Here is a 22,584-nt window from a genome sequence, read left to right on the forward strand (position 1 = left end):
CGCAGGCGACCCTACGACAACTTGCCGTGCGCGGGGACCCGTTCGTGCCCGATATTCACCGGTTGGCCATATGAGGAGTTCTGTTGCCGTTCACGCTCAGTCATGCCGCCGCCGTGCTGCCCGGTTTGCGGGCCGACGGGACCGGCCGGGGGCGGCTGGTGCCGGCCGTGCTGGTGGCGGGCTCGTTCGCCCCCGACATGACGTACTACGCGGCGAGTTTCCTGTCCGGGGCCATGGAGTTCGGGGACGTGACGCACTCCTGGCCGGGTGTCCTCACCGTCGATGTGGCCGTGGCCTGGGCGCTGGTGGGGCTGTGGCTGTCGGTGCGCGAGCCGCTGGTGGCCCTGCTGCCGCGCTCCCGGCAGGGCCGGGTCGCCGCCCTGCTGCGCTGCGGGGCGCCCCGCGCACGGGTGCGGCCCTCGCTCGTGGTGCGCTGGTACGCGTCGGCGGTGCTGGGCGCGTCGACGCACGTGGTGTGGGACGCGTTCACGCATCTCGACCGGTGGGGGATGCGGCTGCTGCCGGTCCTCGGCCGGGAGATCGCGGGCTCCCCGCTCTACTGGTACCTGCAGTACGGGGGTTCCGCCGTGGCCGCCGTCGTGCTCGCCGTGTTCCTGGTGCGGGCGCTGCGCCGGACGCCCCCGGCCGAGCCGCTGGGGGTTCCCGTGCTCGCGGCGCGGGACCGCTGGTGGGTGGGGGCGGTGATCGCCGGCTGCGCGGTGGCCGGGGCGGTGCGCCGGGCCACCCGGTGGTGGGAGCACTGGGGGGACGCGGCGAAGCCGTGGGAGTTGATCCCGACGGTGTGCTTCGGGGCGGGCGCGGGGCTCGCCCCGGGAGTGCTGCTCTGTGCCGTGGCGGTCAGGGTGTGGCGTCCGGTCCCGGTCCCCGCCGTCCGGGCGGCAGGCGCCGGTGCGGAGCCGGACCGGCGGGTCGCGCGCTGAGCGTGTCGGTGCTCGCGACGAACACGGTGAAGGTGTGCGCCGGCCGGGTCCGCGGCAGCAGGGTGAGGGCGAGCGCCAGGTAGCCGCGGGCCAGGTCGGCCCAGAGGTGCCAGGCGGGCGTCTCGCGCGGGGTCGCGGCGGCCGGGGCCCGGTGGGCGACGGCGCGGCGGATGCCGGTGGCGGTACGGCGCAGGGCCGTGGCCAGGGTGGTGGGGGTACGGCCGGTACTGGCGCCCGGTGCGAAGACCGGGACCGGGAGGAGTGGCACACGGGCGGGTCGGTCTGTGCTTGCCCGTGCCGGTGCGGTCCGGTGGTGGAGCATGCGTATACCCATGCCCGCATCCTCACGGGAGTGGGGGGCGGGGGGCGTCTTCGCGGGGGCCACCTGAGTGACGGCCCCCGCGGGCCGGGGTGGGGAAGCGCGCCGCGCGTGCACGGCACCGCGGCGCTCCCTCCGGCCCGGCGCTCCCCCGCCCTCGCACCGGCTGACGTGCGAGCGGCGAGCGTCCGGCGTACGACCGGAGACCGGCTGACGTACGAGCGGCGAGCGTCTGACGTGCGACCGGCGACCGGCCGGCGGATCGACCGGCCGCCCGGCGCGGATCAGTGCGCCGCCGACTCCCAGTCCCGGCCGTCGCCGACCGAGACGCCCAGGGGGACCCTGAGCCGCACGGCGTCGGCCATCTCGCGGCGGACGATCTCCTCGGCCGCCGCGCGCTCGCCGGGGGCGATCTCCAGGACGATTTCGTCGTGGACCTGGAGCAGCATCCGGGAGGTGAGGTCCGCCTCGCGCAGCGCCCGGTCCACGTTGAGCATGGCGATCTTGACGATGTCGGCCGCCGTGCCCTGGATCGGGGCGTTCAGCGCCATGCGCTCGGCCGCCTCGCGGCGCTGGCGGTTGTCGCTGTTGAGGTCGGGCAGATAGCGGCGGCGGCCGAAGAGGGTCGCCGTGTAGCCCGTCGCCCGGGCCTCGTCGACCACCCGGCGCAGGTAGTCGCGCACGCCGCCGAACCGCTCGAAGTAGGCGTCCATCAGGCCGCGTGCCTCGGCCGCCTCGATGTTCAGCTGCTGGGAGAGGCCGAAGGCGGACAGGCCGTACGCCAGGCCGTAGGACATCGCCTTGATCTTGCGGCGCATCTCCGCGTCGACCGCGGACTGCTCGACGGAGAACACCTGCGCGGCCGCGGTGGTGTGCAGGTCCTCGCCGGAGGTGAACGCCTCGATCAGGCCCGCGTCCTCGGACAGGTGCGCCATCACGCGCAGCTCGATCTGGCTGTAGTCGGCCGTCATCAGGGACTCGAAGCCCTCGCCGACCACGAACCCCCGGCGGATCGCCCGGCCCTCGTCCGTGCGGACCGGGATGTTCTGCAGGTTCGGGTCGGTGGAGGACAGGCGGCCGGTCGCGGCGACCGTCTGGTTGAAAGTCGTGTGGATGCGGCCGTCGGCGGCGATGGTCTTGATCAGGCCCTCGACCGTGACCCGCAGCTTCGCCTGCTCGCGGTGGCGGAGCATGATGACCGGCAGCTCGTTCTCCGTCTGCGCCGCGAGCCAGGCCAGGGCGTCGGCGTCGGTGGTGTAGCCGGTCTTGGTCTTCTTGGTCTTGGGCAGATTCAGCTCGCCGAAGAGGACCTCCTGGAGCTGCTTGGGCGAGCCGAGGTTGAACTCGTGCCCGGCCGCCGCGTGCGCCTCCTTCACCGCCTGCTGCACGGCGCCGGCGAACATCTGCTCCATCGCCTGGAGGTGCTCCCGGTCGGCCGCGATGCCGTGCCGCTCCATGCGGGCCAGCAGCGCGGAGGTGGGCAGCTCCACATCGCGCAGCAGGTCGGCGGCGCCGACGTCCTCGAGACGGCCCTCGAACGCCTCGCCCAGGTCGAGGATCGCGCGGGCCTGCACCATCAGCGCCTCGGCCTCGGCGCCGTCGTCCGCGCCGAAGGCGAGCTGGCCGTCGGCCGCGGCGGCGGGGGCCAGCTCGCGGTGCAGGTACTCCAGGGAGAGCGCGTCCAGGTCGAAGGAGCGGCGGCCCGGCTTGACCAGATAGGCGGCGAGCGCGGTGTCCATGCCGACGCCGGCGACGCTCCAGCCGTGCTCGGCGAAGACGCGCATGGCGCCCTTGGCGTTGTGCAGGACCTTGGGCCGGTCCGGGTCGGACAGCCAGGCCGCGAACGCCGCCTCGTCGGCCTCGTCCAGCTCCGTCGGGTCGAACCAGGCGGCCTTCCCGTCGGCCGCGGCGAGCGCGACCTCGGCGACCGAGCCGGTGCCCAGCGCCCAGGTGTCGACCGTGGCCACACCGAGGGGCCGCGTGCCGTGCTCGGCGAGCCAGCCGGCCACCTCGCCGGTGCCCAGCACGGTGCCGTCCAGCTCCACCCCGTCCGCCACGACCGGGGTCGCCTCGGCCTCCTCGGCGCCGGGGTCGACGGCGTACAGCCGCTCCCGCAGGGACGGGTTGCGGATCTCCAGGGTGTCCAGGATCATCGCGACGCCCTTGCGGTCGTACGCCGTCCGCTCCAGGTCGGTGACCGTCTTCGGCAGCTCGACCCGCCGCTCCAGCTCGGTGAGCCGGCGGTTGAGCTTCACGGACTCCAGGTGGTCGCGGAGATTCTGCCCGGCCTTGCCCTTGACCTCGTCGACGCGCTCGACCAGCTCCGCGAAGGACCCGAACTGGTTGATCCACTTCGCGGCGGTCTTCTCGCCGACGCCCGGGATGCCCGGCAGGTTGTCGGACGGGTCGCCGCGCAGTGCCGCGAAGTCGGGGTACTGGGCGGGGGTCAGTCCGTACTTCTCGAAGACCTTCTCCGGCGTGAAACGGGTCAGCTCGGAGACGCCCTTGGTCGGATACAGCACCGTGGTGTGCTCGCTGACCAGCTGGAAGGAGTCCCGGTCGCCGGTGACGATCAGCACGTCGAAGCCCTCGGCCTCGGCCTGCGTGGCGAGCGTGGCGATCACGTCGTCCGCCTCGAACCCCTCGACGGCGAAGCGCTGCACGCGCATGGCGTCCAGCAGCTCGCCGATCAGCTCCACCTGGCCCTTGAACTCGTCCGGGGTCTTGGAGCGGTTCGCCTTGTACTCGGTGAACTCCTCGGAGCGCCAGGTCTTGCGGGAGACGTCGAACGCCACCGCGAAGTGGGTCGGCGCCTCGTCACGCAGCGTGTTCGCCAGCATCGACGCGAAGCCGTAGATCGCGTTGGTCGGCTGGCCCGTCGCGGTCGTGAAGTTCTCCGCGGGCAGCGCGAAGAACGCGCGGTAGGCCAGCGAGTGCCCGTCCATGAGCATCAGGCGCGGACGGCCGCCGCCGGGGGTGCTGTCGGTCTTCTTCGATGCTGTCTCTGCCACGTCCCCGATCCTGCCACGGACCACTGACACTCGGCCCCGCCCTCGCCGCCGGCACGGACCGGCCCGCGACCGCCGCCGCGGCCACCGCTTCCGGAATACGGTCCGCCCGGCCTCCGTCGCCGTCACCGTGACGTGCGAGGATCGGAGACGTACCTCACACGCGTAAGCGAAGGAGCGCGCGATGGCCACCAAGCCGCCCAAGGGTGATCCGGTCCAGGACGCCCCGCAGGTCACGGAGCCCCAGCACGCGGCGGCGGGCATCCCGGCCATCGGCCACACCCTGCGGATCGCGCAACGGCAGATGGGCGTGAAGCGGACCGCGCTGACCCTGCTGAGCGTCAACCAGAAGGACGGGTTCGACTGCCCGGGCTGCGCCTGGCCCGAGCCGGACCACCGCCACAAGGCCGAGTTCTGCGAGAACGGCGCCAAGGCCGTGGCCGAGGAGGCCACCCTGCGCCGGGTCACCCCCGAGTTCTTCGCCGCGCACTCCGTGGCCGACCTCGCCACCCGCAGCGGCTACTGGCTGGGCCAGCAGGGACGGCTCACGCACCCGGTGTACCTCCCGGAGGGCGGCGAGCACTACGAACCGGTCACCTGGGAGCGCGCCTTCGACATCGTGGCGGAGGAGATCGCCGCCCTGGACTCGCCCGACGAGGCGGTCTTCTACACCTCCGGACGCACCAGCAACGAGGCGGCCTTCCTCTACCAGCTCTTCGCGCGGGAGCTGGGCACGAACAACCTGCCCGACTGCTCCAACATGTGCCACGAGTCGTCCGGCTCGGCCCTGTCCGAGACCATCGGCGTCGGCAAGGGCAGCGTCCTGCTGGAGGACCTGTACAAGTCGGACCTGATCATCGTGGCCGGCCAGAACCCGGGCACCAACCACCCGCGCATGCTCTCCGCCCTGGAGAAGGCCAAGGCCGGCGGGGCGAAGATCATCAGCGTCAACCCGCTGCCCGAGGCGGGCCTGGAGCGCTTCAAGAACCCGCAGACCCCCAAGGGCCTCACCGCGGGCGCCGCGCTCACCGACCTGTTCCTGCAGATCCGCATCGGCGGCGACCAGGCCCTCTTCCGGCTCCTGAACAAGCTGATCCTCCAGACGGAGGGCGCCGTCGACGAGGCGTTCGTCCGGGAACACACCCACGGGTACGAGGAGTTCGCCGAGGCGGCCCGCGCCGCCGACTGGGAGGCGACCCTCGCGGCGACCGGCCTCACCCGCGCTGAGATCGAGGAGGCCCTGCGCATGGTGCTCGCCTCGAAGCGCACCATCGTGTGCTGGGCGATGGGCCTGACCCAGCACAAGCACTCCGTGCCCACCATCCGCGAGGTCGTCAACTTCCTCCTGCTGCGCGGCAACATCGGCCGTCCGGGTGCGGGCGTCTGCCCGGTCCGGGGCCACTCCAACGTGCAGGGCGACCGCACCATGGGCATCTTCGAGCGCCCGGCGCCCGCGTTCCTGGACGCGCTGGAGAAGGAGTTCGGCTTCGCCCCGCCGCGCGAGCACGGCTACGACGTCGTACGCGCCATCCGGGCGATGCGCGACGGCGAGGCCAAGGTGTTCTTCGCCATGGGCGGCAACTTCGTCTCCGCCTCCCCCGACACGGAGGTCACCGAGGCGGCCATGCGACGGGCCCGGCTCACCGTGCACGTGTCGACGAAGCTGAACCGCTCGCACGCCGTCACGGGCGCGCGCGCCCTGATCCTGCCGACGCTCGGCCGCACCGAGCGGGATCTGCAGGGCGGCGGCGAGCAGTTCGTCACCGTCGAGGACTCCATGGGCATGGTGCACGCCTCGCGCGGGCGGCTGGAGCCCGCGAGCCGGCACCTGCTGTCGGAGCCGGCCATCGTGTGCCGGCTGGCGCGCCGGGTGCTGGGCGAGCGCAGTTCCACGCCCTGGGAGGAGTTCGAGAAGGACTACGCGACGATCCGCGACCGCATCGGCCGGGTGATCCCGGGCTTCGAGGACTTCAACGCGCGCGTGGCCCGCCCGGGGGGCTTCGCCCTGCCGCACGCCCCGCGCGACGAGCGCCGCTTCCCGACGGCCACCGGCAAGGCCAACTTCACCGCCGCTCCGGTCGAGTACCCCGAACTGCCCGAGGGCCGGCTGCTGCTGCAGACGCTGCGCTCGCACGACCAGTACAACACCACGATCTACGGCCTGGACGACCGCTACCGGGGGATCAGGAACGGCCGCCGGGTGGTCCTCGTCCATCCGGAGGACGCCCGCCGGCTCGGCGTGCGGGACGGCGCGTACGTCGACCTGGTCGGCGAGTGGAAGGACGGCGTCGAGCGCCGGGCGCCCGGCTTCCGCGTCGTGCACTACCCGACGGCGCGGGGCTGCGCGGCGGCGTACTACCCGGAGACCAACGTCCTGGTGCCGCTGGACGCCACCGCGGACACCAGCAACACCCCGGCCAGCAAGTCGGTCGTCGTCCGTCTGGAACAATCGGCGACCGACTGAGCGTTTGCTCAGCAGCGCCGGCGGTCCGCCCGCGGACTCCCGGCGCCCGCCGCAGATCGAGTGACGAAACGGAGCCGGGCCCATGGGCGAGCAGCAGCAGGTGCAGTTCCCGCAGGAGGTCGTCGACGAGTACGCCGCGCTCGGCGTCGATCTGCCCGCGCTCTTCTCCGCGGGACACCTCGGGACGCGCATGGGCGTCCAGATCGTCGAGGCTTCGGCCGACCGGGTCGTCGGCACCATGCCGGTCGAGGGCAACACCCAGCCGTACGGGCTGCTGCACGGCGGCGCCTCCGCCGTGCTGGCCGAGACGCTCGGGTCGGTCGGCTCGATGCTGCACGGCGGCGCCTCCAAGATCGCCGTCGGCGTCGACCTGAACTGCACCCACCACCGCGGCGTCCGCTCCGGTCTGGTCACCGGAGTGGCCACGCCGGTGCACCGGGGCCGGTCGACGGCGACGTACGAGATCGTGATCAGCGACGAGCAGGACCGCCGGGTGTGTACCGCGCGGCTGACCTGCCTGCTGCGGGACGTGCGGCCGGGGGACGGGGCGCAGGCGGGCGCGGCCGGCTGAGCGGCGCTCGGTGCCCGCGGCATTGCCCCCGGCCACCCGGCGCCCTAGCTTCGGGGCATGGGACGGGGAGAGACCCCCTGGCCGGGGGCGACGGCTCGACGGCTCCGCCTCGCCCGCGCCCTGGCGGCGCTGGCGCTGACCCTGCCGGCCGGCGCCCTGGCCACGGCCTGCGGCGACTCCCCCGCCGACCGGCGCCCTTCCCGCGCCGCCGGCGAAGCGGCCCCGACGCCACCGGCATCGGCATCCGCCTCCGCGTCGCCCCGACGGCCCCTCTCCCCCGCGGAGTTGTGTACGACCGCCGTCCGCCACTGGGCCCGTGAGGCGCTCGACGGCGCCACCCCCTACGGCGACTACCAGTCGATGGGCCTGTCCGACCGTCAGTACGGCGTCCTGCGCGAGGTCCTGGCGGACGCGCGGGCCGTCCGAAGCGAGCAAGGCGCGCGTGCCGCACGGAGCCTGATCGACCGTCAGGCCCGTGCCCGGTGCGCCGAGGCGTACCGCGAGGGCGCCCCGACGCGAGGACCGTGGCGATGAGCGGCACCGGCCCCGTCGAGCCGGGCGAGGGCACCCACGCCCGGGACACCGGGGACGTTCCCCGACCGGCGGCACGACCGCCGGGACGCCTGGTCCAACGCCGCAGGACCGTCCTGGGCGGCGCCGCGGTGCTCGCCGTACTGGCGGGCGGCGGCTACCTGTACGCCGGCCGGCCGGGGCAGCCGCCACCGCCCCCTCCGCCGCCGTACCCCGTCCACGTGGTGGATCTCGCCTATCTGAACGAGGTGTCCGACGACGGCGGTCCCGGCGACCGGAGCGACGGCCGGAGCGGCGGCTTCAGCTTCGCGGTGCTGCTGAGCGTGGAGTCCGGCCCGCCCGTCACCGTGACGCGCCTGGCCCAGCCCTACGACGGCCTCGTGATGACTTCCTCGCCCGCGGCACCTTTCCAGACAAAGTCGCATTCGGCCCGCAAGATCATCGTGACGCTGAGGGTGACGGAATGCGAAAAAGCACCCCGGAACCTCGGCCTCCCTTTCCTGGACGTAACGCTGCGTAATACGCGCGCAATACAAGCCCACAGTTTCATCCTCGGACCACGCTATGCGCAGGACCTCTCCCAGGCCCTTCAGGTCGCCTGCAGCAACGATTCCAGGTAATCACCAAAACGCCCCAGACACCTGAACTCCACCCGTCAGTCCTGCGAGTTCTCACCATGTGGACCGGGCGAATCGGCCGGAATTCCGCCCTTCTTCCCAGCCAGTACCGCTCTGCATTACCCCGTGTCATAACAAGAGCGTCACAGCCTGAGTCAGACCCTCCTCCACGTTCCCCACACACGCTTAGAGTCACGGCCAGTCACCGCGCAGTCCGATTGTCACTTCGGCCCAGCGCTCGACTCGGCCGCTTCCACGGGGACGCGGCTGTGCCAGGGAAAGGACTGATCGTGCGTCAACGTTCGCTCATCGCCATCACCGCCGCTCTGGCGGCGGGAGCGCTCACCCTCACCGCCTGCGGCTCGCGCGACGACGACGGCGGCTCGGACTCCGGCAACGGCGGCAGCGGTGGTGGCACCACCGTCGTCATCGGCGTCGACGCCCCGCTGACCGGCGACCTGTCCGCGCTGGGCCTCGGCATCAAGAACTCGGTGGATCTCGCGGCCAAGACGGCCAACAAGGAGAACTACGTCGAGGGCGTCAAGTTCGAGATCGAAGCCCTCGACGACCAGGGCCAGCCCTCCGTCGGCCAGCAGAACGCCACCCAGCTCGTCGCCAACGACGACGTCCTCGGCGTCGTCGGCCCGCTGAACTCCTCGGTCGGCGAGTCCATGCAGAAGGTCTTCGACACGGCCAAGCTGGTCGAGGTCTCCCCGGCCAACACCAACCCCGCGCTCACCCAGGGCGTCGACTGGCAGACCAAGAAGGTCCGCCCCTACAAGTCGTACTTCCGCACCGCGACCACGGACGCCATCCAGGGCCCGTTCGCCGCCCAGTACGTCTACAACGACTCCAAGAAGCGCAAGGTCTTCGTCATCGACGACAAGAAGACCTACGGCGCCGGTCTCGCCAAGACCTTCACCGAGGAGTTCAAGAAGCTCGGCGGCCAGGTCGTCGGCACCGAGCACATCAACCCGGACACCAAGGACTTCAACGCGGTCGCCACCAAGGTCAAGAACTCCGGCGCCGACGTCGTCTACTACGGCGGCGAATACCCGCAGGCCGGCCCGCTCAGCAAGCAGATCAAGGCGGCCGGCGCGAAGATTCCGCTGGTCGGCGGCGACGGCATCTACAGCGCCGACTTCATCAAGCTCGCCGGCGCCAGCGGCACCGGTGACCTCGCCACCTCCGTCGGCGCCCCGGTCGAGGAACTCCCCTCCGCCAAGGAATTCGTCGCCAACTACAAGTCCGCCGGATACAAGGAGGCCTACGAGGCCTACGGCGGCTACTCCTACGACTCCGCCTGGGCGATCATCGAGGCCGTCAAGGCGGTCGTCGAGGCCAACGACGGGAAGCTCCCCGACGACGCCCGCGCCAAGGTCGTGGACGCCATGCAGGACGTGTCCTTCGACGGGGTGACCGGAAAGGTCTCCTTCGACGAGTTCGGTGACGCGACCAACAAGCAGCTCACCGTGTACGCCGTCGAGAACGGTGCCTGGAAGGCCGTGAAGTCCGGCACCTACACCGGCTGACCCACCGCCCGCACCACCGAACCACGAGCCGCGCGGGGCGCTGTTCCACAGGCGCCCCGCGCGGACTCGCATCCGGCCACATCCGTCGAAAATTCCGAACGTCTCGGAGGACATGCGGTGAACGAACTGCCGCAGCAGCTGGTCAACGGCCTGCTACTGGGATCCATGTACGGGTTGATCGCCATCGGCTACACAATGGTCTACGGCATCGTCCAGCTCATCAACTTCGCCCACGGCGAGATCTTCATGACCGGCGCCTTCGGCGCGCTCACGGTCTACGTCTACATCCTGCCCGACGGCACCTCCATGCTCATCGCCCTGCCCTTGATGCTCCTCGGCGCCATGGTGGTCTCCGTCACCGTCGCCGTCGGGGCGGAACGGTTCGCCTACCGACCGCTGCGCGGCGCGCCCCGCCTCGCGCCCCTCATCACCGCCATCGGCCTCTCCCTCGCCCTCCAGCAGGCGGTGTGGGCCTGGTACCCCGAGGCCAAGTCGGCGCGCACCTTCCCGCAGATCGACGGCGGGCCCTTCCACATCGGCAACGTCACCCTGCAGACCGGCGACATCTTCCTGCTCATCGCCGCCCCGGTCAGCATGGCCATCCTCGCCTACTTCGTGATGCGCACCCGCACCGGACGCGGCATGCAGGCCACCGCCCAGGACCCGGACACCGCCAAGCTGATGGGCGTCAACACGGACCGCATCATCGTGATCGCCTTCGCGCTCGGCGCCGTCTTCGCCGCCGTCGGCGCGGTCGCCAACGGCCTCAAGTACGGCCAGATCGACTTCAAGATGGGCTTCATCCTCGGTCTGAAGGCCTTCACCGCGGCCGTCCTCGGCGGAATCGGCAACATCTACGGCGCCATGATCGGCGGCGTCGTGCTCGGCGTCGCCGAAACCCTGGCCACCGCCTACATCGCCGACATCCCCGGCCTCGACCAGTTCGGCAGCCAGTCCTGGTCCGACGTCTGGGCCTTCATCCTCCTCATCCTCGTGCTGCTGTTCAGGCCCCAGGGCCTGCTCGGCGAACGCGTTGCGGACAGGGCGTGACACCGATGACCACACAGACCACAGCTCCGAAGACCACCGGCGCCACCCCCACCGGCGCCACCACCGGCCTCATCGGCATACCGCCGCACATCGGACGCGCCCTCGCCACCGGCGGCGGCGTCGCCACCATCGCCTCCACCTTCCTCGCCTGGACCTGGACCGCCGAATTCCCCGGCGACCTCACCGTCTACGGCTACCCGGGCGGCCTCCAGGTCCTCGTCCTGATCGCCGGCGCCCTCACCGCCCTCTTCGGCCTCGCCTCCTACGGCATCAAGGGACTGCGCTGGCTCGCACCCGCCGGAGCCGACGCCGCGGTCAAGTTCGCCGCCCTCGCCGCCTTCACGACCACCTGGTACACCGTCGTCGCGATCAGCGCCAAACTCGGCGGCCTCGTCAACCTCGAACCCGGCGGCTACATCGCCGCGGCGGTCACCCTCATCGCGCTCCTGGGCGCCCTCGCCCTCCCCTTCCAGCGCCCCGAGCCCGACCCCTTCGACCCCGACGACACCGGCTGGGAACAGTTCAAGCACACCAGCTCCCAGAACTGGCAGACCGTCAAGGCGGCCTTCGCCACCGGCACCCCCCGCCCGGTCCGCGCCCTGCCCTCCTACGCCGAGATCCTGATCATCGTCGGCATCCTCGCCGTCGCCCTGCTCGTGTTCACCTACGGCATCGGCACCGAGTACGACGAACTCTTCGTCGGCTTCCTCATCGTCGCCGGCTTCGGCTTCGCCGCCGCCCACCGGGCCGGCCTCATCGCCCAGGCGACCGAGATCACCGCCCGGCACCAGAACATCACCGTCTGCGGCGCCTTCGTCGCCGCCGCCTGCTTCCCCTTCACCCAGTCCGACGACCAGTACGCCACCCTCGGCGTCTACATCCTCATCTTCGCCACCGTCGCCCTCGGCCTGAACATCGTCGTCGGCCTCGCCGGCCTCCTGGACCTCGGCTACGTCGCCTTCCTCGGCGTCGGCGCCTACGCCGCCTCCATGGTCTCCGGCTCCCCCAGCTCGCCCTTCGACCTGCACCTGCCCTTCTGGGCCGCCGTCCTCGTCGGCGCCGCCGCCTCACTCGTCTTCGGCGTCCTCATCGGCGCACCCACCCTGCGCCTGCGCGGCGACTACCTGGCCATCGTCACCCTCGGCTTCGGCGAGATCTTCCGCATCACCGCCAACAACCTCGACGGCACCTCCGGCCCGGACGTCACCAACGGCTCCAACGGCATCTCCTCCATCCCCGACCTGGAGATCCTCGGCTTCGACATGGGGATCGCCCACGACATCGGCGGCTTCACCATCGGCCGGTTCGCCAACTACTTCTTCCTGATGCTGCTCATCACGGCCGTGGTCGTCCTCGTCTTCCGGCGCAGCGGCGACTCCCGCATCGGCCGCGCCTGGGTCGCCATCCGCGAGGACGAGACCGCCGCCCTCGCCATGGGCATCAACGGCTTCCGCGTCAAGCTCATCGCCTTCGCCGTCGGCGCCTCCCTCGCGGGCCTGGCCGGCACCGTCCAGGCCCACGTGACCTACACCGTCACCCCGGAGCAGTACCTCTTCGCCGGTACCACGCCCCCCAACTCGGCCTTCCTGCTCGCCGCCGTCGTCCTCGGCGGCATGGGCACCATCGCCGGCCCCCTCATCGGCGCCGCACTGCTCTTCCTCATCCCCAACAAGCTCCAGTTCCTCGACGACTACCAGCTCTTCGCCTTCGGACTCGCGCTCGTCCTGCTCATGCGCTTCCGCCCCGAGGGCCTGGTCGCCAACCGGCGCCGCAAGCTGGAATTCCACGAAGAGGCCGACGCGCCCACCACCCTGAGCAAGACAGGGGCCTGACCACATGACCACCGACACCACCACCAAGGACACCGCCCCGGGCGCACCCGCCCCCGGCACCACCGTCCTCGACGCACGCGGCGTCACCATGCGCTTCGGCGGCCTCACCGCCGTCAACGGCGTCGACCTCACCGTCAACAGCGGCGAGATCGTCGGCCTCATCGGCCCCAACGGCGCCGGCAAGACGACCTTCTTCAACTGCCTCACCGGCCTCTACATCCCCACCGAGGGCGAGGTCCGGTACAAGGGCAAGGTCCTGCCGGCCAAGTCCTTCAAGGTCACCGCCGCCGGCATCGCCCGCACCTTCCAGAACATCCGCCTCTTCGCCAACATGACGGTCCTGGAGAACGTCCTCGTCGGCCGCCACACCCGCACCAAGGAAGGCTTCTGGTCGGCCGTCCTGCGCGGCCCCGGCTTCCACAAGGCCGAGGCACACTCCCGCGAACGCGCCATGGAACTCCTGGAGTTCGTCGGCCTGGCCGCCAAGGCCGACCACCTCGCCCGCAACCTCCCCTACGGCGAACAGCGCAAGCTCGAGATCGCCCGCGCCCTCGCCAGCGAACCCGGCCTCCTCCTCCTCGACGAGCCCACGGCCGGCATGAACCCCCAGGAGACCCGGGCCACCGAGGAACTCGTCTTCGCCATCCGCGACAAGGGCATCGCCGTCCTCGTCATCGAGCACGACATGCGCTTCATCTTCAACCTCTGCGACCGCGTCGCCGTCCTCGTCCAGGGCGAGAAACTCATCGAAGGCGACAGCGCCACCGTCCAGGGCGACGAACGCGTCATCGCCGCCTACCTCGGCGAACCCCTCGAGAACGACCCCGGCGCCGCCGAGGCCGCCGAAGTGGAAGCAGCCGAGGCGGCTCAGGCCTCCGAGACCGCCCGGGCCGACGACACCACCACGGACACCGCGGCCGGCAAGGAGAACGACCGATGACCGCACTCCTCGAGGTCGAGGACCTCCGCGTCGCCTACGGCAAGATCGAAGCCGTCAAGGGCATCTCCTTCAAGGTCGACGCCGGCGAAGTGGTCACCCTCATCGGCACCAACGGCGCCGGCAAGACCACCACCCTGCGCACCCTCTCCGGCCTCCTGAAGCCGGTCGGCGGACAGATCAAGTTCGGCGGCAAGTCGCTGAAGAAGGTCCCCGCGCACCAGATCGTCTCCCTCGGGCTCGCCCACTCCCCCGAAGGGCGGCACATCTTCCCCCGCATGACGATCGAGGACAACCTCCGCCTCGGCGCCTTCCTCCGCAACGACAAGCCCGGCATCGAGAAGGACATCCAGCGCGCCTACGACCTCTTCCCCATCCTCGGGGAACGCCGCAAGCAGGCCGCGGGCACCCTCTCCGGCGGCGAACAGCAGATGCTCGCCATGGGCCGCGCCCTCATGTCCCAGCCCAAACTCCTCATGCTCGACGAACCCTCCATGGGCCTCTCGCCGATCATGATGCAGAAGATCATGCACACCATCGCCGAACTCAAGTCCCAGGGCACCACCATCCTGCTCGTCGAACAGAACGCCCAGGCCGCCCTCTCCCTGGCCGACCAGGGACACGTGATGGAGGTCGGCAACATCGTCCTCTCCGGCAGCGGACAGGACCTCCTGCACGACGAGTCCGTCCGCAAGGCCTACCTCGGCGAGGACTGAACCGCCCCGGACAGAGCTGAGGCCCGCGCCCCCACCGGGGACGCGGGCCTCAGCCACACACTCTCGATCAGCCCTTCGACGCCTTCTTCTCCTCGGCGTCCTGGATGACCGCCTCGGCCACCTGCTGCATCGACATCCGGCGGTCCATCGACGTCTTCTGGATCCACCGGAACGCCGCCGGCTCCGTCAGCCCGTACTCCGTCTGGAGCACCGACTTCGCCCGGTCCACCAGCTTCCGCGTCTCCAGCCGCTGGCTGAGGTCGGCGACCTCCTTCTCCAGCGTCTTCAGCTCGGTGAAGCGCGAGACGGCCATCTCGATCGCCGGAACGACGTCGCTCTTGCTGAACGGCTTCACCAGGTACGCCATCGCCCCGGCGTCCCGGGCCCGCTCCACCAGGTCGCGCTGCGAGAACGCCGTCAGCATCAGCACCGGCGCGATGCTCTCCTCGGCGATCTTCTCCGCCGCGGAGATGCCGTCCAGCTTGGGCATCTTCACGTCGAGGATCACGAGGTCCGGCTTGTGCTCCCGGGCCAGCTCCACGGCCTGCTCACCGTCACCGGCCTCACCGACGACGGAGTACCCCTCCTCCTCCAGCATCTCTTTGAGGTCCAGCCGGATGAGCGCCTCGTCCTCGGCGATGACGACACGGGTCGTCAGCGGAGGCACGTGCGACTTGTCGTCGTCGTTCACGTCAGCGGGCTGGGGCGACTCGGGGGCGGTCACGTGGGGCTCCTCGTTCGGGGCAGGGGTACTGCTGACAAGAGCCTACCTAGCTGCGGTAAGGTGGACGCGCGGAGGGTCGGGGGAAACCTTCGATTCCGCGGGCCCCGGTAGCCCAATTGGCAGCAGGCAATGGATTCAAAACCCATACAGTGTCGGTTCGAGTCCGACCCGGGGCACTTTTCCTTGTTTTCCAAGGTTGCCGTCACCAAGTGGATGTACACGTTCTCGTGAACATCCACTTTTTGCTGTGTGTCACCTCGCTCCCCACCACAAGCTGGACCGCATGTACGACACCAGCACACGCGAGCGAGCACTGTCACTGGTGGCACAAGGGCGGAGCCTGAACTCCGTCAGCAAGGAGACCGGCATATCCCGGGCCGCCCTCCGCTCGTGGCAGACGCGCATCGAGCCCCTGCCGCGCATGCGGCGAGATCCCTGCTCGCGGTGCGGACCGGCGGCCGAGCCGCCCGAGGACGAGGCGGCTTACGCCTACCTGCTCGGCCTCTATCTCGGTGACGGCTGCATCAGTCCCGGCAAGAAGTCGGGCTACTTCCTCAGGATCGCGTGCGCCGACGCGTGGCCCGGGCTCATCGAGGCTTGCGCTGCCGCCGTCGAGGCCGTCAATCCCAGCGGAAAGTCGAGCCGGGTCCAAGCCGTCGGGCATACGTCCGTGGTCGCCTACAGCAGACACTGGCCCTGCTTCTTTCCCCAGCACGGCCCCGGCAAGAAGCACCACCGCCGGATCACCCTCGCCCCCTGGCAGCAGACGATCGTCGACACCCATCCCTGGGAGTTCGTCCGCGGACTCATCCACTCCGACGGATGCCGTGTCACCAACTGGACGACCCGACTCGTCGGCGGCGTGCCCAAGCGCTACGCGTACCCGCGGTACTTCTTCACCAACAAGTCGGACGACATCAGGAGGCTGTTCACGGACACCCTCGACAAGGTCGGGGTCGCATGGAGCCGCAGCGAGCGCGGCGGAACGCCGTTCAACGTCTCCGTGGCCCGCAAAGCCTCCGTGGCGCTCATGGACACCCATGTCGGCCCCAAGTACTGAGGCTAGGCGGGACAGTCGTCCTCCCCGATGTGGTGGACCCGGACCAGGTTGGTCGTGCCCGAGACCCCCGGCGGGGAGCCGGCCGTGATGACCACGACGTCGCCCTTCGCGCAGCGGCCGTAGCGCAGGAGCAGTTCGTCGACCTGGTCGACCATCGCGTCCGTGGAGTCGGCGTGGGGGCCGAGGAAGGTCTCCACGCCCCAGGTCAGGCTGAGCTGCGAGCGCGTCGCCGGTTCGGGGGTGAAGGCGAGCAGCGGGATGGGTGAGCGGTAGCGGGAGAGGCGGCGGACGGTGTCGCCGGACTGGGTGAAGGCGACGAGGAACTTGGCGCCGAGGAAGTCGCCGATCTCCGCCGCCGCGCGGGCGACGGCGCCGCCCTGGGTGCGGGGCTTGTTGCGTTCGGTGAGCGGGGGCAGGCCCTTGGCGAGGATGTCCTCCTCGGCGGCTTCGACGATGCGGGCCATGGTGCGCACGGTGTCGACGGCGTGCTTGCCGACGCTGGTCTCGCCGGAGAGCATCACCGCGTCGGTGCCGTCGATGACGGCGTTGGCCACGTCGGAGGCCTCGGCGCGGGTCGGGCGGGCGTTGTCGATCATGGAGTCGAGCATCTGGGTGGCGACGATGACCGGTTTGGCGTTCCGCTTGGCCAGCTTGATCGCGCGCTTCTGGACGATCGGCACCTGCTCCAGGGGCATTTCGACGCCGAGGTCGCCGCGGGCGACCATGATGCCGTCGAAGGCGGCGACGATGTCCTCGATGTTCTCGACGGCCTGGGGCTTCTCGACCTTGGCGATGACGGGGAGGCGGCGGCCTTCCTCGTCCATGATGCGGTGCACGTCGAGGACGTCGCGGCCGCTGCGGACGAAGGAGAGGGCGACGACGTCGAACCCGGCGCGCAGGGCCCAGCGGAGGTCGTCCTCGTCCTTCTTGGAGAGGGCGGGGACGGAGACCGCGACGCCGGGGAGGTTGAGGCCCTTGTGGTCGGAGACCATGCCGCCCTCGACGACGGTGGTGTGCACCCGGGGGCCGTCGACGCGGGTGACCTCCAGGCAGACCTTGCCGTCGTCCACGAGGACGCGCTCGCCGGGGGTGACGTCGGCGGCGAGGCCGGCGTAGGTGGTGCCGCAGCCGTGGCGGTCGCCCTCGGTGCCTTCTTCCACGGTGATGGTGAAGGTGTCGCCGCGTTCAAGGAGTACGGGTCCTTCGGCGAAGTGGCCGAGCCTGATCTTCGGGCCCTGAAGGTCGGCGAGGGCGCCGACGCTGCGGCCGGTCTCGTCGGCGGCCTTGCGGACGCGGTGGTAGCGCTCTTCGTGTTCGGCGTGGGTGCCGTGGCTGAAATTGAAGCGGGCGATGTCCATTCCGGCGTCGACCAGGGCTTTGATCTGGTCGTACGAATCGGTGGCGGGCCCAAGGGTGCAGACGATTTTCGCTCGGCGCATGGGTCGAGCCTATGACTTACTGCCGGGTAGCGAATCGGGCGCGCATGACCGCTCAACAACCTTTGGGTGAAGGGTCATTGACAAGTGTTGAATTGTGCGTCCGTTCGCTCCGATGAGCATTCGGGTGGTCCGCCACCCCCTTGACAGCGGGCATGTTCAGGACAGAATCTACGCGCGTTGCCGATGTTGTGCACGGGTCACCGAGGAGAGTCAGCATGCCGTTGAACCGCCGGAAATTCCTGAGCAGGTCCGCCGTGACGGGGGCGGGTGTCGCGCTGGCCGGCGCGGTGGCGGCTCCGGCGGCCGAGGCGGCCCCGGCCCACAAGGGCCGCCGGCGGCCCAAGAGGTACGCCCTGACCGTCCTCGGCACCACCGACCTGCACGGGCACGTCTTCAACTGGGACTACTTCAAGGACGCCGAGTACACCGACTCGGCGGGCAACGCCCAGGGCCTGTCCCGGGTCTCGACGCTGGTGAAGCAGGTCCGGGAGGAGAAGGGCCGGCACAACACGCTGCTGCTGGACGCGGGTGACACCATCCAGGGCACTCCGCTGACGTACTACTACGCCAAGGTGGACCCGATCACCGCCGAGGGCGGCCCGGTGCACCCGATGGCGCAGGCGATGAACGCGATCGGGTACGACGCGGTGGCGCTCGGCAATCACGAGTTCAACTACGGCATCGAGACGCTGCGCAAGTTCGAGGAGCAGTGCGATTTCCCGCTGCTGGGTGCCAACGCGGTGGACGCGAAGACGCTGAAGCCGGCTTTCCCGCCGTACTTCATGAAGACGTTCCGGGTGAAGGGCGCGCCGCCGGTGAAGGTGGCGGTGCTGGGGCTGACGAACCCGGGCATCGCGATCTGGGACAAGGCGTACGTGCAGGGGAAGCTGGCGTTCCCGGGGCTCGAGGAGCAGGCGGCCAAGTGGGTGCCGAAGCTGCGTTCGATGGGTGCGGACGTGGTGGTGGTGTCGGCGCACTCCGGGTCGTCGGGCACGTCCTCCTACGGTGACCAGCTTCCCTACGTGGAGAACGCGGCGGCCGAGGTGGCCAGGCTGGTGCCGGGCATCGACGCGATCCTGGTGGGGCACGCGCACCAGGAGATCGCGGAGCTGAAGGTGGTCAACGAGAAGACCGGGAAGACGGTCGTGCTGTCGGAGCCGCTGTGTTACGCCGAGCGGCTGACGCTGTTCGACTTCGAGCTGGTCTTCGAGCGGGGCCGGTGGCACGTGGAGTCGGTGAAGGCGTCGCTGCGGGACTCGTCGACGGTCGAGGACGACCCGGAGATCACGAGGCTGCTGGCGGACGAGCACGCGCAGGTGGTGGCGTACGTCAATCAGGTGGTCGGCACGGCGACCGAGACGCTGACGACGGTGGAGGCCCGGTACAAGGACGCCCCGATCGTCGACCTGATCACCAAGGTGCAGGAGGACGTGGTGACCAGGGCGCTGGCGGGTACGGAGTTCGCCTCGCTGCCGGTGCTGGCGCAGGCGTCGCCGTTCTCGCGGACGTCGCAGATCCCGGCCGGCGAGGTGACGATCCGGGACCTGTCGAGCCTGTACGTGTACGACAACACGCTGGTGGCGAAGCTGATGACGGGCGCCCAGCTGCGGGCGTACCTGGAGTACTCGGCGGAGTACTACGTGCGGACGGCGGCGGGCGCGCCGGTGGACGTGGAGAAGCTGACCAACGCGAACGGCCGGCCGGACTACAACTACGACTACGTGTCGGGGCTGACGTACGAGATCGACATCGCGCAGGCGCCCGGTTCGCGGATCAAGAACCTCGCGCACGGTGGTGTGCCGCTGGCGGACGACGCGCGGTTCGTGCTGGCGGTGAACAACTACCGGGCCAACGGCGGTGGCGCGTTCCCGCATGTGGCGTCGGCCCGGGAGCTGTGGTCGGAGTCGACGGAGATCCGTACGCGGATCGCCGAGTGGGTGACCGAGAAGGGTGTGCTGGACCCGAAGGACTTCGCGTCCGTTGGCTGGAGGCTGACGCGGGACGGTACGCCGGTGTTCTGAGTCCCGGGGTCCGAGGATTCGGCGGCCTCAGATTCCTTCCACCAGCGGGGTGAGTGCCCGGTGGTCGCGTGCGGAGGGGATCTGGGGCTGCGCCTGTTCCAGGCCGAAGGTGGTGAAGGCGGTGCGGCTCGGCAGGGGGTAGGGCTCGCGGCCGGTGAGGTCGTTGAGGATGGTGGCGCTGCGCCAGGCGGCGAGTCCGAGGTCGGGGGCGCCGACGCCGTGGGTGTGGGTCTCGGCGTTCTGGACGTAGACGCGGCCGGTGACGGAGGGGTCGAGGAGGAGGCGGAAGCGTTCGTCCACGCGGGGGCGTTCGCGGCTGTCGCGGCGCAGGTAGGGGTCGAGGCCGGCGAGGACGCGGCCGAGGGGGCGTTCGCGGTAGCCGGTGGCGAGGACGACGGCGTCGGTGGTGAGGCGGGAGCGGGTCTTCTGCTGGTCGTGTTCGAGGTGGAGTTCGATCCTGGTGGTGGCGACGCGGCCGGCGGTGCGGACGTGGACGCCGGGGGTGAGGACGGTGTCGGGCCAGCCGCCGTCGAGGGTGCGGCGGTACAGCTCGTCGTGGATGGCGGCGGTGGTGTCGGCGTCGATGCCCTTGTGCAGTTGCCACTGGGAGGCGACGAGCCGGTCGCGGACCGGTTCGGCCAGGGCGTGGAAGTAGCGGGTGTAGTCGGGGGTGAAGTGTTCCAGGCCGAGCTTGGAGTACTCCATGGGGGCGAATGCCTCGGTGCGGCCGAGCCAGTGGAGGCGTTCGTGGCCCGCGGGGCGGTGGCGGAGCAGGTCGAGGAAGATCTCGGCGCCCGACTGGCCGGTGCCGATGACGGTGACGTGTCCGGCGGCGAGGAGGGTGTCGCGGTGCCGGAGGTAGTCGGCGGCGTGGACGACGGGGACGGAGGGGGCCTCGACGAGGGGTCTGAGCGGGTCGGGGACGTGGGGTTCGGTGCCGACGCCGAGGACGACGTTCCTGGCGTGGGTGCGGCCGAGGGCTTCGGCCTCGCCGTCGGCGTCGAGTTGGGTGTAGTCGACTTCGAAGAGGTGGCGTTCCGGGTTCCAGCGGACGGCGTCGACCTGGTGGTGGAAGCGGAGGCTGTTCAGGTTCTCGGCGACCCAGCGGCAGTAGGCGTCGTACTCGGCGCGCTGGATGTGGAAGCGTTCGGCGAAGTAGAAGGGGAAGAGGCGTTCGCGGGCCTTGAGGTGGTTGAGGAAGGTCCAGGGGCTGGCGGGGTCGGCGAGGGTGACGAGGTCGGCGAGGAAGGGGACCTGGACGCGGGCGCCGTCGATGAGCAGGCCGGGGTGCCAGTGGAAGGCGGGGCGCTGGTCGTAGAAGACGGCGTCGAGGTCGGTGAGGGGGTCGGCGAGGGCGGCGAGGGAGAGGTTGAAGGGGCCGATGCCGATGCCGACGAGGTCGCGGGGGGCTTCGGGGGCGGGGTGCGCGGGGGTGGTCATCGCGGGGTGTGTCCTTCCGGGGGGTCTTCCACGAGGGTGAGGAGGGCGGCCAGGTCCGCGGGCTCGGTGTGGGGGTTGAGGAGGGTCGCCTTGAGCCAGAGCCGGCCGTCGGCGCGGGCGCGGCCGAGGACGGCGGAGCCGGTGGTGAGCAGGGTGCGGCGTACGGCGGCGACGGCGGTGTCGGTGGCGTGGGCGGGCCGGAACAGGACCGTGCTGAGGGTGGGCGGTGCGTGCAGTTCGAAGCGGGGGTGGGCGTCGACGAGGGCGGCGAACTCCTGGGCGAGGGCGCAGACCCGGTCGACGAGTGCGCCGAGTCCGTGGCGGCCGAGGGTCCTGAGGGTGACGGCGATCTTGAGGATGTCGGGGCGGCGGCTGGTGCGGGGTGAGCGGCCGAGGAGGTCGGGGAGGCCGGCGTCGGTGTCGTCGTCGGCGTTCAGGTAGTCGGCGTGGTGGTGGAGCGCGGTGAGGTCGTCGGTGTCCTTGACGGTGAGGAGGCCGGCGGCGATGGGTTGCCAGCCGAGTTTGTGGAGGTCGAGGGCGACGGTGTCGGCCGCTTCCAGGCCGGCGAGTTTCGTCCGGTGCCGGTCGCTGAAGAGCAGTCCTCCGCCGTAGGCGGCGTCGATGTGCAGGCGGGCGCGGTGGGCGGCGCAGCGGCCGGCGATCTCGGGGAGCGGGTCGACGGCGCCGGCGTCGGTGGTGCCGGCGGTGGCGACGACGAGGTGGGGGCCGGGGATCCGGGTGAGGGCTTCGTCCAGGGCGGCGGGGTCGAGGGTGCCGGCCGGTGCGGGCACGGTGACGGGGTCGGGCAGGCCGAGGAGCCAGGCGGCGCGGGGTACGGAGTGGTGGGCGTTGGCGCCGTGGACGATCCGCAGGCCGGCGCCGTGCCGTTCGCGGGCGAGCAGGGCGGCGAGCTGGTTGGACTCGGTGCCGCCGGTGGTGACCAGGGCGTCGGTGGCGCCGGTCTCCCGGGCGAGGGCGCGGGTGACGAGGGCTTCGAGGGCGGTGGCGGCGGGTGCCTGGTCCCAGGAGTCGAGGGAGGGGTTGAGCGCGCTGGCGGCGAGGTCGGCGGCGGTGGCCACGGCGAGCGGGGGGCCGTGCAGGTGGGCGGCGCACCGGGGGTGTGCGGGGTCGGCGGCGCCCTCGGCGAGTGCGGTGACCAGGGTGTGCAGCGCGTCGGGGTCGCCGTGCTCGGGCAGGATCTCGCCGGCCGCTCGGGCGACCCGGTCGGCGACGGTGCCGGGGCCGCCTGCGGGCAGGGGGCCGCCGCGGGCGGCCGTGCCGGTGCGCAGGGCGTCGAGCACGGTGTCGAGCAGGGGCCGCAGGGCGTCGGGGCCGTGCGGGCCAGAGGCGAGGGGCGGCCGGCCCATGGGCTGTCCTCCGGT

18 protein-coding genes and 1 tRNA gene are annotated in these 22,584 nt (G+C 70.9%); 13 read left to right on the forward strand and 6 right to left on the reverse strand.

Annotated elements, in window-relative coordinates:
- The first annotated feature begins 83 nt into the window (after nt 1–83).
- A complete protein-coding gene (locus ACFZP7_RS09605; protein ID WP_385634226.1) occupies nt 84–941 on the forward strand; it encodes a DUF4184 family protein in 858 nt (285 codons plus the stop codon).
- On the opposite strand, the gene ACFZP7_RS09610 is transcribed toward ACFZP7_RS09605, so the two are convergent.
- Both ACFZP7_RS09610 and polA read right to left on the reverse strand, forming a co-directional pair.
- Nucleotides 859–1,209 carry a hypothetical protein gene (locus ACFZP7_RS09610; protein WP_029393895.1) on the reverse strand — a complete coding sequence of 117 codons (351 nt, stop codon included), beginning with the start codon at nt 1,207–1,209 and terminating at the stop codon, nt 859–861. The two genes, ACFZP7_RS09605 and ACFZP7_RS09610, sit on opposite strands and share 83 nt — an antisense overlap.
- A gap of 335 nt (nt 1,210–1,544) precedes the next feature.
- Nucleotides 1,545–4,271, reverse strand: a complete 2,727-nt coding sequence (gene polA / locus ACFZP7_RS09615) for a DNA polymerase I (protein ID WP_031017090.1) — start codon at nt 4,269–4,271, stop codon at nt 1,545–1,547.
- 181 nt (nt 4,272–4,452) lie between these two features.
- Between polA and ACFZP7_RS09620 the strand changes: the two genes are divergently transcribed.
- The 9 genes from ACFZP7_RS09620 (at nt 4,453) to ACFZP7_RS09660 (ending at nt 14,518) form a co-directional block, all read left to right on the forward strand.
- Nucleotides 4,453–6,732 carry an FdhF/YdeP family oxidoreductase gene (locus ACFZP7_RS09620; RefSeq protein ID WP_031017088.1) on the forward strand — a complete coding sequence of 760 codons (2,280 nt, stop codon included), beginning with the start codon at nt 4,453–4,455 and terminating at the stop codon, nt 6,730–6,732.
- Between the two features lie 82 nt (nt 6,733–6,814).
- Nucleotides 6,815–7,303 (forward strand): PaaI family thioesterase, encoded by a 489-nt coding sequence (locus ACFZP7_RS09625; protein ID WP_019328085.1) that lies wholly within the window; start codon nt 6,815–6,817, stop codon nt 7,301–7,303.
- A gap of 57 nt (nt 7,304–7,360) precedes the next feature.
- The gene (locus ACFZP7_RS09630) at nt 7,361–7,837 is read left to right on the forward strand and encodes a hypothetical protein (RefSeq protein ID WP_385634227.1); all 477 of its coding nucleotides are present in this window, start codon (nt 7,361–7,363) and stop codon (nt 7,835–7,837) included.
- Nucleotides 7,834–8,454, forward strand: a complete 621-nt coding sequence (locus ACFZP7_RS09635) for a Tat pathway signal sequence domain protein (RefSeq protein ID WP_385634228.1) — start codon at nt 7,834–7,836, stop codon at nt 8,452–8,454. The genes ACFZP7_RS09630 and ACFZP7_RS09635 overlap by 4 nt, the downstream gene beginning before the upstream one ends.
- 287 nt (nt 8,455–8,741) lie before the next feature.
- Nucleotides 8,742–9,983: a branched-chain amino acid ABC transporter substrate-binding protein gene (locus tag ACFZP7_RS09640; RefSeq protein WP_031017081.1), complete on the forward strand. Its 1,242-nt coding sequence runs from the start codon at nt 8,742–8,744 to the stop codon at nt 9,981–9,983.
- A gap of 117 nt (nt 9,984–10,100) precedes the next feature.
- Nucleotides 10,101–11,033, forward strand: coding sequence for a branched-chain amino acid ABC transporter permease (locus ACFZP7_RS09645; RefSeq protein WP_019328081.1), 933 nt, complete (start codon nt 10,101–10,103; stop codon nt 11,031–11,033).
- Between the two features lie 5 nt (nt 11,034–11,038).
- On the forward strand, nt 11,039–12,865 hold the full coding sequence (locus tag ACFZP7_RS09650) for a branched-chain amino acid ABC transporter permease (protein ID WP_385634229.1): 1,827 nt from the start codon (nt 11,039–11,041) through the stop codon (nt 12,863–12,865).
- A gap of 4 nt (nt 12,866–12,869) precedes the next feature.
- Nucleotides 12,870–13,805 (forward strand): ABC transporter ATP-binding protein, encoded by a 936-nt coding sequence (locus ACFZP7_RS09655; protein ID WP_019328079.1) that lies wholly within the window; start codon nt 12,870–12,872, stop codon nt 13,803–13,805.
- The gene (locus ACFZP7_RS09660) at nt 13,802–14,518 is read left to right on the forward strand and encodes an ABC transporter ATP-binding protein (RefSeq protein ID WP_019328078.1); all 717 of its coding nucleotides are present in this window, start codon (nt 13,802–13,804) and stop codon (nt 14,516–14,518) included. Before ACFZP7_RS09655 ends, ACFZP7_RS09660 begins: the two co-directional genes overlap by 4 nt.
- A gap of 67 nt (nt 14,519–14,585) precedes the next feature.
- Here the strand turns inward: ACFZP7_RS09660 and ACFZP7_RS09665 are convergent, their stop codons facing one another.
- Complete coding sequence (locus ACFZP7_RS09665; RefSeq protein WP_019328077.1) at nt 14,586–15,242, reverse strand: ANTAR domain-containing response regulator; 657 nt, start codon at nt 15,240–15,242, stop codon at nt 14,586–14,588.
- Between the two features lie 101 nt (nt 15,243–15,343).
- On the opposite strand from ACFZP7_RS09665, the gene ACFZP7_RS09670 reads away from it, so the two are divergent.
- Together ACFZP7_RS09670 and ACFZP7_RS09675 are read left to right on the forward strand one after the other, a co-directional pair.
- Nucleotides 15,344–15,418 (forward strand) — tRNA-Leu (locus ACFZP7_RS09670).
- 107 nt (nt 15,419–15,525) lie between these two features.
- On the forward strand, nt 15,526–16,302 hold the full coding sequence (locus ACFZP7_RS09675) for a transcriptional regulator (RefSeq protein ID WP_385634230.1): 777 nt from the start codon (nt 15,526–15,528) through the stop codon (nt 16,300–16,302).
- A gap of 2 nt (nt 16,303–16,304) precedes the next feature.
- Here the strand turns inward: ACFZP7_RS09675 and pyk are convergent, their stop codons facing one another.
- Nucleotides 16,305–17,741 (reverse strand): pyruvate kinase, encoded by a 1,437-nt coding sequence (gene pyk, locus ACFZP7_RS09680; RefSeq protein WP_385634231.1) that lies wholly within the window; start codon nt 17,739–17,741, stop codon nt 16,305–16,307.
- 215 nt (nt 17,742–17,956) lie between these two features.
- Between pyk and ACFZP7_RS09685 the strand changes: the two genes are divergently transcribed.
- A complete protein-coding gene (locus ACFZP7_RS09685) occupies nt 17,957–19,762 on the forward strand; it encodes a bifunctional UDP-sugar hydrolase/5'-nucleotidase (protein WP_127436876.1) in 1,806 nt (601 codons plus the stop codon).
- Between the two features lie 27 nt (nt 19,763–19,789).
- Here the strand turns inward: ACFZP7_RS09685 and ACFZP7_RS09690 are convergent, their stop codons facing one another.
- Together ACFZP7_RS09690 and ACFZP7_RS09695 are read right to left on the reverse strand one after the other, a co-directional pair.
- Complete coding sequence (locus ACFZP7_RS09690) at nt 19,790–21,202, reverse strand: lysine N(6)-hydroxylase/L-ornithine N(5)-oxygenase family protein (protein ID WP_031017072.1); 1,413 nt, start codon at nt 21,200–21,202, stop codon at nt 19,790–19,792.
- Nucleotides 21,199–22,569, reverse strand: a complete 1,371-nt coding sequence (locus tag ACFZP7_RS09695) for a pyridoxal phosphate-dependent decarboxylase family protein (RefSeq protein WP_385634232.1) — start codon at nt 22,567–22,569, stop codon at nt 21,199–21,201. The genes ACFZP7_RS09690 and ACFZP7_RS09695 overlap by 4 nt, the downstream gene beginning before the upstream one ends.
- Nucleotides 22,570–22,584: the final 15 nt, after the last annotated feature.

The sequence above is a fragment of the Streptomyces sp. SudanB5_2050 genome (assembly GCF_964272335.1).
GTDB classification, from domain to species: domain Bacteria; phylum Actinomycetota; class Actinomycetes; order Streptomycetales; family Streptomycetaceae; genus Streptomyces; species Streptomyces rochei.